Source organism: Acinetobacter tianfuensis (assembly GCF_003611465.1).
GTDB classification, from domain to species: domain Bacteria; phylum Pseudomonadota; class Gammaproteobacteria; order Pseudomonadales; family Moraxellaceae; genus Acinetobacter; species Acinetobacter tianfuensis.
In genome coordinates this window covers 35,441-48,026 of the sequence record NZ_RAXV01000012.1, presented here as the reverse complement: position 1 = coordinate 48,026, position 12,586 = coordinate 35,441, and the positions used below count along the sequence as shown (strand labels likewise).

The window sequence follows — 12,586 nt, the reverse complement described above, 5'->3', positions numbered from 1 at the left end:
TGTTTTATATGTCATTCTGCTTGTGTATGTTTAAAGTCACAGTGATTTTCATGATCATTGACCATGCCGATGGCTTGCATCAGTGCATAGCATGTTGTCGGGCCGACAAATTTAAAACCATGTTTCTTTAATGCTTTGGACATCGCTTGACTTTGAGCTGTTTGTGCAGGGGCGGTACGGTATTCAGCAACATCATTGTTGGAAATTTGACCTTGGACAAAACTCCAAAGAAATTCCACGGGATGAATCCCTTGCGTTTTTAACCGCTGCCATGCCTTGGCATTTTCGCGAATCGCAGTGAGTTTGCCCAGATGGCGGATTAAGCCTGAATCTTGTAATTTTTCTTCTAATTCCAAATCACTTAAGGCGGCGATTTGGGCAATTGGATAGTGAAAAAAATGCTGCTGATAGCCCGCGCGTTTTTTCAGCACAGTGATCCAAGAGAGCCCAGCTTGCTGTCCTTCAAGGCACAGCATTTCAAAGAGATGCTGTTCATCAAAACTGGGCTTGCCCCATTCAGTATCGTGATAGGCAATATATAAAGGATCTTCGGAGCACCAAGCACAGCGTTGTGTGGTCATGTTGAATGCTCCTTTTCATTAAATTTTAAAGATGGTCCATTGGTCATGCTTATTGTCCCAGTATTGCAGTTCAGCTTGATCTAAATCTGCAAACTGAATCCAGACATCTTTACCGACTTTGTCTGCATAGCCTGTGCTGATCAGCAGCGCTTCTTCAGTAATTTCCATGATCCAGCCTTGATGTGTTTGTCCAGCCAATGTAATTTTTTGCTGATTTCCTGATTCTGCAAATTCAACAAGGCGGCTGATCAGTGCTTCTGACATGAATATTTCCTGATAATTAACGTAAATAAGGGTAGGGATTGACTGCACCGCGGCCTTTACCGTTCAAGTACAGGCCATAATGTAAGTGCGGCGCGGTATGGCGGGCATTTCCAGTATTGCCTACATAGCCAAGGAGATCGCCTTTTTTCACATAGTCGCCAGTTTTTAGACCGCGCTTATGATCATCTAAATGCGCATAATAATGCCATGAACCGCCTGGGCCCATCACCCAGATCACTTTACCACCCAATTTGTTATTGCGTAAGTCGGCAATCAGGCCGTCTGTGGCGCTGAATACTTTTGTTCCACGTGGAGCAAGAATGTCAATGCCTTCATGGGTACGTCCGCTGCTGCGGGATGCGCCCCAAGTGTCGGTCAGCGCTTTATTTTTAATACCTTGTACAGGTATCGGCAGTTGACTGGGCAGGCGCATGCTTTGCAGTTTTTGCACCTGTGCCTGCGGCAATACAGGTTTGGAGGGGGCTGGCGGTGTGCTGGTACAGGCAGCAAGCCAAAGCAGTTGAGCAGTTAAAACAGCAAATGCAATCCAGCGCAGCACGTATTCTTCCTCTTTATGCTTTAGGTCATGAACTGCACTTAATGTACAGCCTTCTGACTATGTCATAGATTGATAGCTGAGATCAATTTTTTCATTGCAGTTGGAATACCGAGCGCAATAGCCTGTTCTGGGTTAAACCATTGCGCATTCAACTCAATAGCCAAATGTTCTTTTTGATCTTCAGGCATGGTAAATACTGCCGCATCCAGCAGCCACGTGAAATGTGTGAAGCTATGAGAAATTTGTACGCGTGCAGTTATTTGTTTCAGCCCCAGCTGTTGGCTTTGCTGCTGAAATTCATGCGGCTGTTCAAAAATAGGCAGGCACCAGAGGCCGCCCCATAGACCGCTGTTCGGACGCTGCAGCCACAGCCATTCACCAGCAGACTGAATCAGCATGACTTGAGCTTCTCTGACGGGAACAGGCTTTTTCGGTTTTTTATATGGCAGTTCGGTTTCTAGACCTTGGGCATGCGCTTTGCAGTGCTGCTGCATTGGACAATACAGGCAAAGCGGCTTTTTAGGCGTACAGACCGTTGCGCCTAAATCCATAATGGCTTGGGTGTAGTCATGGTTGCGTTCAGCAGGGCACAGCTCTGCCGCCAGCTGCCACATGGCGCGTTCATGTACAGGTTTAGATAAATCATCTTCGATGGCGCAGAAGCGTGACAGTACCCGTTTGACGTTGCCATCCATAATGACGCCATATTGACGCAAGCCTAATGACATCAAAGCGCCAGCGGTCGATGGGCCTATGCCGGGAAGGGCTTGCCATTCATCTAAGTTTTTTGGAAAATTGCCTTGCTGTGCAACGATGCCTGCGGCTTTATGCAGATTGCGCGCACGGGCATAGTAGCCAAGACCCGCCCAATAGGGCGCGACATCATCCCAGCTGGCAGTGCCTAAATCCTGTACTGTTGGGAAGCGCTGAATAAAACGCTCAAAATACTGCAGCACTGTTTTGACTTGTGTTTGCTGCAGCATGATTTCAGAAACCCAGACTTTGTATGGATCATCGGCAACTTGCCAAGGCAGATCATGGCGCCCATGAACATCAAACCAAGCCAGCAAAGCATCTGAAAATTTAAAAGACATGAATATATTCAGCACAATGAAAAACGCGCTTTATTGTAGACTATTCAAATTTGATAGACAGAGATTTAGTGTCAATTTTTTATGTACAGTATTTAAAAAAATAAAGGTTTAAACAGGCACTGCAGCCCCATAATCCTATGGTCAGTGATATAATTATTTTCTATAAATATTGTTTAAAATCAATATATTAGTTCTCTAACTGGCTTGTTCGCCTTCTGTCATACCCGTGTAAATGTATTCTGATGGTTCTTTGATAATTCATCTGCTTTAGAATTTCTTAATTTTAGCTCAAAATGTTTCATCGGCCTATTTTTTTAATACACCCCACAACGATTTGTGTAGGCAAGCGGTTACTTTTGATAGGCCAAAAGTAACCCAAAGCCTTTGTTCCCCATACACAACTTTCTGCTGTGCTGGGGAGCGTAAGGCATCCCTGCCGTACCCGCATATCCTAATAAACTCTGGGACAGCAGTACTCTTAGCCGTGAAGCTGTATTAAAGCTGCGCCGCCTTGCCCCAGCGCTGATCCAGCGCTAAATCTTGGTTTTCATAATAAGGAATAATGTGGATATGCAAATGTTCAGCTGCTGAACCAAAAGCCTTGCCGTCATTAAAGCCGATATGAAAACCGGCTGGCTGATGGATGATATTCAGCTCATTGCGTGCCTGCTCTAAAAGCGACATCAGGCTTTTGCGCTCTTTATCTGTAATTTCAAAGAACGAGCTGACATGGCGCAAAGGCACAATCACGCTGTGGCCTTTAGATAAACTTTTAGGTTCAGGCAGCACCGCGCCGAATTCATTTTTTGCAATTAGGTCATAATCATCAATGCTGCAATATGGGCAGTTCAATTCACTCATTATTTTCTCCTTTTTTTTGTACTTCAGGCTGTTTGCTTGGCGCTTACTTGCCTAGCTGACGGTCTAATAATTCGTACATTGCTTCTAAACTTTGCTGTTCTGCAGATGCGCTATAGGCTAAATCGACACCATTGGCTTTGGCGCGTTCATCTGCTTGAGGGTTACTGAAGCCATGTTTGGCATCTTCAAATACAATGACTTCATGTTCTACGCCAGCCGCAAACATTTCTGCTTTAAATTGCGCGACATCATCCAGTGTGACCATACTGTCTTTTTCACCGTGCAGGACTAAAAGTTCTGCTTTGACTTGACCTGCTTGTGCAGGCGTTTGCGCTGACAAATTGGCGTGGAATGTTGCTACGGCTTTTAAGTCTGCGCCAGAACGCGCTAAATCTAAAGCTACTTTGCCGCCGTAACAGAAACCGATCGCCGCTGCTGAAGCGCGATTGACTTCCGGCTGCGCATTCAGCGCTGCTAAGGCAGCCGCGGCGCGGTCAACAATGGTGTTTGGCGCTGCAAAGGTCTGCATCATCCACTCAGATGCTTGGCTGGCCTCAATAGTTGATTTTTTATCGCCGTACATATCAATGGCTAAAGCTGCATAACCATGTTCGGCCAATTCACGTGCGCGCTGTTCTGAATATTCATTGCGTCCCCACCATTCAGGCGCAACCAATATTCCTGCGACAGGCTGCTCTGTTTCAGGTGCAGCTAAATAGCCAATCAGCTGAACGCCGTCTGCCGCGCTATATTCAATTTCACGTGTTTTGATTTTGAGGGCCATGAAGTTCAGTCCTTGTTTCATTTCGGTTTTAAAAGATTAAAGCATAAAAATATGATTTATTTATGATAAATGCGTAAAGTGCAATGTATTGTTATGCGGTGAATTTAGATTGAGATACTGGGAAATGTGCAATATCAGAGAGCTGGAGACAGTACGCTTCAGTCAAAGCGCACTGCTGAAATTGTAATGAATTATTTAGGATTGACGCTGAGCAGTTCAACATCAAAAATCAATGTACTGTTTGGCTCAATCACATCGCCAGAGCCAATTTGGCCATAGCCAAGATTGGCTGGAATGAAGAAGCGGTATTTTGCGCCTTCTTTCATTAATTGCAGGCCTTCAGTCCAGCCTTGAATCACTTGGGCTGTTTGGAATGTTGCGGGCTGGTTGCGGGCAATTGAACTGTCAAATACCGTACCGTCAATTAAACGGCCTTCATAATGTACCGTGACGTTTGAATTGGCTTTTGGACTCTTGCCGGATCCTTCTTTTAATACATGGTACTGCAGACCTGATTTCGTAACTTTAATGCCTTCTTTTTTTGCATTTTCAGCTAAAAAAGCTGTCCCGATCTGAGCATTTTTGTCCGCTTTTTCTTTCAGTTCAATCAGCTGTTTTGCTTCTGCTTGACGTTTATATTGAGTCAGCACTTTAGCCATTTCTTCATCGGTTAATGCAGAAGCTTGGCCTTGAGATGCTGCTTTTAAACCCTGCACAAATGCATCAATATCTAAATCTTTAATCGATTCAGCATTGCTGCGTCCCATAAAATAGCCAAAGCTGTAGCCGACTTGCTCTTTGACACTGCTTTTATTATTGATGTCTTTAGCAAATGCTGTGCCGCTGCATAGCGCTAAGCACAATAATCCAATTTTCATTTTCATCATTTTAGAACCCTAAATAAATGAAGGAGAGCAAAAGCTCTCCTTTGAATCATTTTGTATTATTTCACTTTAATCAGTTCAACATCGAACACTAAAGTGCTGTTGGCAGGGATTGTGCCTGGAACACCTTGTTCGCCATAACCTAATTTAGACGGGATATACAGTGTTGCTTTACCGCCTTCTTTCATGAGCTGCAAGCCCTCAGTCCAGCCTGGAATCACTTGATTCAGAGGAAACTCGATTGGTTCGCCGCGCTGTAGCGAGCTGTCAAAAACCTTGCCGTCAACCAGCTGGCCTGTGTAGTGTACAGTGACAACCGAATCAGCCTTCGGCTGTTTACCCGTGCCTTCTTTGGTAACTTTGTACTGCAGTCCAGAAGCAGTTGTGACAACACCTGCTTTTTTTGCATTTTCAGTTAAGAAAGAATCGCTTGCGGTTTGAACTTGCTGTGCTTGTTCAGTTTCTTTGTTTTGCATATCTTTTTGGAATTGCACATAAGCTTGCTGCAGTTCTTCTTCAGTATAAGCAGGCTGTGTGCGGGCATGTCCTGCGCGTACACCTGTGACGAAACTGTCAATATCCAGCTCTGGCGGCGTTTGGTGTGCAACTTCATAGCCCAGCGCGTAGCTGATTTTAGACACAGCAGAAGCATTGGCTGCAGGTGTTGCGGATGTTGCAGCCTGTACAGCCGGTTTTTGCGCAGCAAAATATAATGGAACAAGTGCAGCACCGCCAAGAACAACAGCGACAGCAACGGGTAGAGCCTTACTCATAAAATTTCCCAAATTATTTTTAAATCTAAAAGTTGCTGAAATATTAGCAAACTTTTCCAGTCAATAGTGCAGTAATTGCTGCCTGTACTGGATCGTTCATCATAGTCATCTCATGCTGAACATTCTATAACAGACTGAATGTATAAAACATTTATTATACAAATTAAATATTCAAACATTTTGCAGATGGGCAGCAGCCTGATAGGCAGAATAAAAAAGCCAATGCAGAGCATTGACTTTTTTTCTGGGTACTGCAGTTATTCGTTAGTCATTGTCCGCAGAAGCTTTATAGCCATAAGAGTAGTTATAGCCATAACTGTAGCCGCCAGTACCGCGCTGAATATCATTCAGAATGATGCCGTTGACTTTAACGCCAACTTGTTCAAAGCGGTTAAGAGTCAGCTCAAGTTCTTTCATTTGCGTTTTAGCAAAACGGGCAATGACTAAATTTACACCAGTAAATTGAGAAATAATAATACCGTCAGTCACAGCCAATACTGGCGGTGTATCAATAATGACGTGATCATACATAGGTGAAAGCTGTTCAAGCATGGCTGCAAATTTTGCAGAACTCAGCAGCTCTGATGGATTTGACGGGCTCTTACCGCGGCTGATCACGCTTAGGCCTTCGATTTCGGTTGTGCTGATGACAGCTTCTAGGCTTTGCTGATCGTTTAGGTATTCTGCCAAACCGGCGCTATTATCTGAATTGAAATACTTATGCAAATAGCCGCGGCGCATATCGGCATCAATAATCAATACGCGTTTATTGCTTTGCGCCAAGATCGCAGCCAAGTTCGTCGAAATAAATGACTTGCCGACTTCAGGCGCTGGGCCAGAAATCATAATCAGGTTGTTTTTGGCTGCGCTCATTGCAAAATGAATTGCGGTGCGCATGCTGCGCAGGCTTTCAATTGCGATATCATCATTGTTTTTAATGGCAAGTACGGGAATAGATTTCTTCTTTTTCAGCAGTTTAATGCGGCTTTCCTGTACAGGTGAACGCGGTACAGTTGCATAAACCGGCAGGTCCAGCTCATTTTCAATTTGTGAAGAGTCTTTGATGCCTGAACGCATCATATTGCGCAGTAATGCAAGCAATGTACCGAGGAAGCCGCCCAAGAAAATTGAAAGAATCAGAATTTGCAGTTTTTTCGGCGCAATCGGTTCAATTGGCGCGACTGCAGTATCGACAATACGCACGTTGCCAATTTCACCAGCTTTGGCAATCCGCAGCTGCTGGTATGAATTCAGCAGGGCAGTATAAAGCTGTGTTTTTACTTCTACTTCGCGGAAAAGCTGCAAATAGCGGCGCTGTAAATCTGGAAGCTGTTTTAATGTGTTTTCCAGCTCGCTAATTTTACTATTCAGTGCAGACAGCTGAGCATTCATTTGCTGCATGACTGGGTGTTCACCAGTATATTTGGCGCCAGCTTCAGCTACTTTCTGTTCCAGTTCCGCTTTTTGCGTTTCTAATGTCACACTTTGAGTGAGGTAAAGCTCAGACTCTTTGGTGACATCGACTGTATTGTACTGCTGACGGAATTTGTTGAATTCACGCTCTGCCACATCTAACTGTTTTTTAAGATCTGGCAGCTGTTCATCTAGGAATTTTAAGGTTTGCGCACTTTCAGCAGAGCGGCGTTCAATATTTTGCTGGCTGTAGGCCACCAAAATGGAGTTCAGCACCTTGGTGATGTGCTCTTTATCTTGACCTTGATAGTTCAGTCCGAGCACACCAGTCATTTTACCTTTTTCAGCAACGGAGTAATTTTCCAAAATGCTGGATACCGCAGCAGGCATAGACTGTTTTTGAACAATATAGCTGTCTTTAAAATCGTCTTTGCTGTAAATCGCAACTTTCCACAGTCCTTCAGGGCTGCTGTGCTGAGTATTTTGATTTAAGGCGCCGCTGAAAATAGGCAGCTCAGTTTTGCTGTCTGTCAGTGTAAATTTTGAACCGCTGAAGCTTAACAGCAAATTTTTATCCAGATATGCGGCAGGCACTTCAAATTGGCGCAGATCAAAAGATTTTTCATCATCTTTAAAAATGATGGCATTTTTTAAATATTCAGTTTGATAATTATGCGGTGCAAATAAACGGTCAGTAAAGGAGTCTTGCATACCGGAAATTTTTACATTCAAATTCAGGTTTTGAATGACTGAGCCTAAAACTAAGCGTGATTTGAGAATTTCAATTTCAGCTTGCGCAGGCTGCTTTTGATCAATCATTGAAGACAAATCACCGAGCAGCGCTGCCGATGCACCCTTGCTTTCTTCAACTTGCACCAGGGCATCTACCGCATAGGTATCTGGTGTTGTGCGCAAATACAGCAGCGCGCAAACTAAACTTAAAATGACGCAGAGCGCAATCAGTTTCCATTGAGCAATTAGGGAAAAAAATAATTCTTTTAAGTCAATGGTATCTTCAGTGTTGGTGTTTTGTTGGCTCATAATCGTCATTCAAAAAATTAAAGATGTTGTTTCCAATCAGTGACACATTGCTGAATGAGTGCACAAGATTCATCAAAGGTATTTTGGTCTTTCTGATAGGGGTCGGCGACATTTTTACCTTGCCAATGTCCTAAGCGGAAAGTTTTGCCTTTGGCAAAAGGCCATGTCTGCTCAAGATGCTTTTGCTGATTTTGGCTCATCACTAAAATTAAATCCGCATGTTTAATCATATCGGCATTCAGTTTGCGTGCGACATGATTATCCATGCTGATGCCGAGCTGCTGCATGGCATATTTAGCTTTATCATCTGCAGGATGGCCAACCAAACCGGAAATACCGGCAGAGCTGATATTTAATGCTGGTAAAGCATTTTTTAGAAAATATTCTGCCATCGGGCTGCGGCAAATGTTGCCGACACAGACGACTAATATGTGCTGAATCTGCATTATTGTCCTAAACGATCTAAATTGTATAAAGCATTAGAAAACGGAATTACTTGGTTCACGACACGTTGCCAGCGCGCTAGGCCAGAAGCATCAATGTAGACAATATCATTGCTGCGCATTTTAAATTGATTGGCTAAGCCAAAATCGCCGATGCTGGCTAAGTTTAAATGATAAATTTCCGTGATGGGATGGTCTTTACTGCTGCGCACCACATAAATTTTACCGCGGCTGGCAGAAAGCGGATTCAAGCCTAAGCTTTCACCAAGCACATCGCTGAGCGTCATGCCCTGATCCCGCATAGAAACAGGTTTATTTTGGCCAGATTCGCCCAATACATAAACTTTTTGATTTTCACGTGAATTGACATAGAGCGTGTCATTCGGCTGAATCAGCAAGTTGTGCAGTGAATAACCTGCTTTTTCCAGTTCAATGCTGTTCAGGTTATAAGTTTGTCCCTGACGCACCAATGTAATCGAGGTATTGTCGCCGAATTGAGTATTTACGCCTCCAGCAAGGCCAAGAGCAGTGTAGATGCTGACAGGCTGATCATTGAGAGAAAACTGCCCGCCTTTCATTACATTGCCCTGAACTGAAAAGCGCTGGCCTTGGTAGGAAAGTACACGGGCAACAACATCAGGGGTTTTTAAATAGCGTGCCAATTGACTGCGCAATTCTTGGTTCACTTGATTGAGTGATTTCCCAGAAGCTTTGTAACGGCCAATCACAGGAAATTGAATATAGCCTTGCTGATCAATTTGATAGCCATTGGATTTAGCCGCTTCTTCATTACTGATTGTATTTGTTGGCGGTGTGATTTCTGGGTAAGCCCATAAATAGATGGAGAGAATATCGCCAGGGCTGAGTTTATAATTTTTATGCGGTGCATGAAATAAGTGTGCGAAGCTTTGCTGATTAAATTGAGCTGGCTGAACAGCAGGCAAGTTTTCCTGTGTTAACCGCACCACATTGACTTGAGTGCCCAAATCCGTTTGATAAGTACCTTCATTTGGTAAATCATAGGTTTGCAGGCCAGACGTGATTGCGCAGCCCGTCATTCCTAGTGTGAGCGCTGCAATTAAAGTATAACGGTAGAAGTTCACTCTAAATCAAATCCTATTTATAAAAATAATTCACACACAAAATAGCGGGTTTAATGAACCCAAAATATTTATTTAAAAACGGTAGTATCTTATACCATTCAGCGTCGGCAATATAGCATAAGATTTTATTGTTTCGTAAGATTTTTAGTTTTATGTGATCTTGCTTTTTATTATGCCTAAAATGAGTTTGATATTAGATTTATTTGAAAAATAAAACAATATTAATGCACATTTTTAATATGTTTTTGTAAATGTAAATCAATGGGTTTTCAGGCGTATCATTCTGCTGGCCCTATATATTTTCAGTTTATAGACTGCAAATTCTGCTATATTATAAAGCTCTTAATTTCGTAACGATGCTCCTTAAAACATCGATAGCATAGGCTTCTATATGTTACAACGCTCTGAACTGAAAATAGCAATAATTGGCCTTGGCTATGTGGGTTTGCCGCTGGCTGTTGAGTTTGGAAAAAAAGTTCCAGTGGTTGGATTTGATATTCACCAAAAGCGTATTGATGAACTGCAAAGCGGGCAGGACCATACTTTAGAAGTTTCACCTGAAGAATTAAAACAAGCAGCACATTTAAGCTACACCACAGATTTACAGCAGCTGCAAGACTGCAATTTCTTTATTGTTACCGTTCCAACGCCAATTGATGAATTTAAGCAGCCTGACTTAACTCCGCTGGTAAAAGCCTCAGAAAGCATTGCAAAAGTGCTGAAAAAGGGCGATATCGTGGTGTACGAATCGACGGTTTATCCGGGTGCAACGGAAGAAGTGTGTATTCCTGTTTTAGAGAAAAATTCAGGCTTAATATTCAATCAGGATTTTTATGCAGGCTATAGCCCTGAACGAATTAATCCGGGTGATAAACTGCACCGCGTCACCAATATTTTAAAAATTACCTCTGGTTCAACGCCTGAAGTCGCTGATTATGTCGATCAAGTTTATAACCTGATTATTGAAGCGGGCACGCATAAAGCAGCCAGCATTAAGGTTGCAGAAGCAGCGAAAGTGATTGAAAACACGCAGCGCGATGTGAATATTGCTTTAATTAATGAATTGGCTTTAATTTTTAATAAAATGGGCATTGATACCGAAGCGGTATTACAAGCGGCAGGTACTAAGTGGAACTTCTTACCGTTCCGTCCGGGTTTGGTTGGCGGTCACTGTATTGGCGTTGACCCGTACTATTTAACCCATAAAGCGCAAGCGATTGGCTACAATCCAGAAATTATTTTAGCGGGCCGCCGCCTGAATGATGGGATGGGCGCTTATGTGGTGACTCAGCTGGTGAAAGCCATGCTGAAAAAACGTATTCAAGTAGAAGATGCCAAAGTCTTAATTTTAGGTTTAAGCTTTAAAGAAAATTGCCCAGATATTCGTAATACCCGCATCATTGATATTGTGAAAGAACTGCAAGAATATCATATTGATGCAGATGTTTATGACCCTTGGGTGGATGGAGCTGAGGCGGAACATGAGTACGGTATTAGCCCTGTGCAGGCGCTGGAAAATGGCAAGTATGATGCTGTAATTTTGGCTGTTGCCCATCACCAGTTTAAAGACATGGGCGTAGAGGCGATCCGTGCGTTAGGTAAAGCTGATCATGTACTGTATGACTTGAAATACGTGTTATCTCAAGCCGAATCTGATCTACGTTTGTAAGGGGCATACCAAAATGAATCAATATCAACAGGTATGTGAAAACCTTAAAGCCGCACCTAAAACATGGTTGGTAACAGGTGTTGCGGGCTTTATTGGTTCTAATCTTCTTGAAACTTTGCTGAAGCTGAATCAAAAAGTTGTGGGCTTAGACAATTTCGCAACAGGTCATCAGCATAATTTGGATGAAGTGCAAAGCTTAGTGACGGCTGAACAATGGGCGAAATTCAGTTTTATTGAAGGAGATATTCGCCAATTTGCCGACTGCCAAAAAGCCTGTGCAGGTGTGGATTATGTCTTGCATGAAGCCGCTTTAGGTTCTGTACCGCGTTCGATTGCCGATCCTATTTTAACAAATAGTGCAAATATCACTGGATTTTTGAACATGATGGTCGCTGCACGCGATGAAGGTGTTTCAAGTTTTACTTATGCAGCCAGCAGTTCAACCTATGGTGATCATCCAGCATTGCCAAAAGTAGAAGAAAACATCGGTAAGCCATTATCTCCATATGCAGTGACAAAGTATGTCAATGAATTATACGCAGATGTATTTGCAAAAACGTATGGCTTTAAAACGATTGGTTTACGTTATTTTAACGTGTTTGGTCAGCGCCAAGATCCAAACGGTGCTTATGCTGCGGTGATTCCGAAGTGGACAGCCTCGATGATTGCTGGTGAAGATGTCTTTATCAATGGTGATGGTGAAACCAGCCGTGATTTCTGTTTTATTGATAATACTGTACAAGCCAATATTCTGGCAGCGACAGCATCGGATGAAGCGAAAAATCAGGTGTATAACGTAGCAGTGGGTGACCGTACGACTTTGAATGATTTATATCGCGCCATTCAAGTGGCACTTGCTGAAAATGCGGTGAACTTTGAGCGTGATCCTGTGTACCGCGAATTCCGTGCAGGTGATGTCCGTCATTCACAAGCCAGTATTGTCAAAATTGAGCAAGGTTTAGGTTATGCACCGCAGTTTAAAATTGCCGAAGGCATTCAATTGGCGATGCGTTGGTACGTCAATCACTTAAAATGATCTTGAACCGATGATTGCGAAACTCCTCGCAAAGTATCAGTCCATTGGATTGATTACACTCAGTTTACTGGCAGGTGCGAT

The 12,586-nt window shown here is 43.2% G+C and carries 13 protein-coding genes; 2 read left to right on the top strand and 11 right to left on the bottom strand.

Annotation, left to right across the window (positions count from 1 at the left end; all coding sequences use genetic code 11):
- Positions 1-11: 11 nt before the first annotated feature.
- From D7V32_RS07160 to D7V32_RS07110, 11 genes are all read right to left on the bottom strand, one after another.
- Positions 12-581, bottom strand: a complete 570-nt coding sequence (locus D7V32_RS07160; RefSeq protein WP_120402202.1) for a DNA-3-methyladenine glycosylase I — start codon at positions 579-581, stop codon at positions 12-14.
- 18 nt (positions 582-599) lie between these two features.
- Positions 600-845, bottom strand: a complete 246-nt coding sequence (locus D7V32_RS07155) for a hypothetical protein (protein WP_120402201.1) — start codon at positions 843-845, stop codon at positions 600-602.
- 16 nt (positions 846-861) lie between these two features.
- Positions 862-1,404, bottom strand: a complete 543-nt coding sequence (locus D7V32_RS07150; RefSeq protein WP_120402200.1) for a M23 family metallopeptidase — start codon at positions 1,402-1,404, stop codon at positions 862-864.
- 62 nt (positions 1,405-1,466) lie between these two features.
- On the bottom strand, positions 1,467-2,498 hold the full coding sequence (gene mutY, locus D7V32_RS07145) for an A/G-specific adenine glycosylase (RefSeq protein ID WP_120402199.1): 1,032 nt from the start codon (positions 2,496-2,498) through the stop codon (positions 1,467-1,469).
- Positions 2,499-2,993: 495 nt separating this feature from the next.
- Positions 2,994-3,359 carry an HIT family protein gene (locus D7V32_RS07140; RefSeq protein ID WP_120402198.1) on the bottom strand — a complete coding sequence of 122 codons (366 nt, stop codon included), beginning with the start codon at positions 3,357-3,359 and terminating at the stop codon, positions 2,994-2,996.
- Positions 3,360-3,402: 43 nt separating this feature from the next.
- The gene (locus tag D7V32_RS07135; protein ID WP_120402197.1) at positions 3,403-4,143 is read right to left on the bottom strand and encodes a dienelactone hydrolase family protein; all 741 of its coding nucleotides are present in this window, start codon (positions 4,141-4,143) and stop codon (positions 3,403-3,405) included.
- Positions 4,144-4,334: 191 nt separating this feature from the next.
- Positions 4,335-5,027: an FKBP-type peptidyl-prolyl cis-trans isomerase gene (locus D7V32_RS07130; RefSeq protein WP_120402229.1), complete on the bottom strand. Its 693-nt coding sequence runs from the start codon at positions 5,025-5,027 to the stop codon at positions 4,335-4,337.
- 59 nt (positions 5,028-5,086) lie between these two features.
- Positions 5,087-5,800 (bottom strand): FKBP-type peptidyl-prolyl cis-trans isomerase, encoded by a 714-nt coding sequence (locus D7V32_RS07125; protein WP_120402196.1) that lies wholly within the window; start codon positions 5,798-5,800, stop codon positions 5,087-5,089.
- A 264-nt stretch (positions 5,801-6,064) separates the two neighbouring features.
- On the bottom strand, positions 6,065-8,254 hold the full coding sequence (locus tag D7V32_RS07120; RefSeq protein WP_120402228.1) for a polysaccharide biosynthesis tyrosine autokinase: 2,190 nt from the start codon (positions 8,252-8,254) through the stop codon (positions 6,065-6,067).
- 17 nt (positions 8,255-8,271) lie between these two features.
- Entirely contained in the window at positions 8,272-8,700 is a 429-nt protein-coding gene (locus tag D7V32_RS07115; protein WP_120402195.1) for a low molecular weight protein-tyrosine-phosphatase, read from the bottom strand.
- The gene (locus D7V32_RS07110) at positions 8,700-9,755 is read right to left on the bottom strand and encodes a polysaccharide biosynthesis/export family protein (protein WP_120402227.1); all 1,056 of its coding nucleotides are present in this window, start codon (positions 9,753-9,755) and stop codon (positions 8,700-8,702) included. The genes D7V32_RS07115 and D7V32_RS07110 overlap by 1 nt, the downstream gene beginning before the upstream one ends.
- Positions 9,756-10,191: 436 nt before the next feature.
- Between D7V32_RS07110 and tviB the strand changes: the two genes are divergently transcribed.
- Together tviB and D7V32_RS07100 are read left to right on the top strand one after the other, a co-directional pair.
- The gene (gene tviB / locus D7V32_RS07105) at positions 10,192-11,469 is read left to right on the top strand and encodes a Vi polysaccharide biosynthesis UDP-N-acetylglucosamine C-6 dehydrogenase TviB (protein ID WP_120402194.1); all 1,278 of its coding nucleotides are present in this window, start codon (positions 10,192-10,194) and stop codon (positions 11,467-11,469) included.
- Positions 11,470-11,482: 13 nt separating this feature from the next.
- Positions 11,483-12,505, top strand: a complete 1,023-nt coding sequence (locus tag D7V32_RS07100; protein ID WP_120402193.1) for an NAD-dependent epimerase/dehydratase family protein — start codon at positions 11,483-11,485, stop codon at positions 12,503-12,505.
- Positions 12,506-12,586 lie beyond the last annotated feature (81 nt).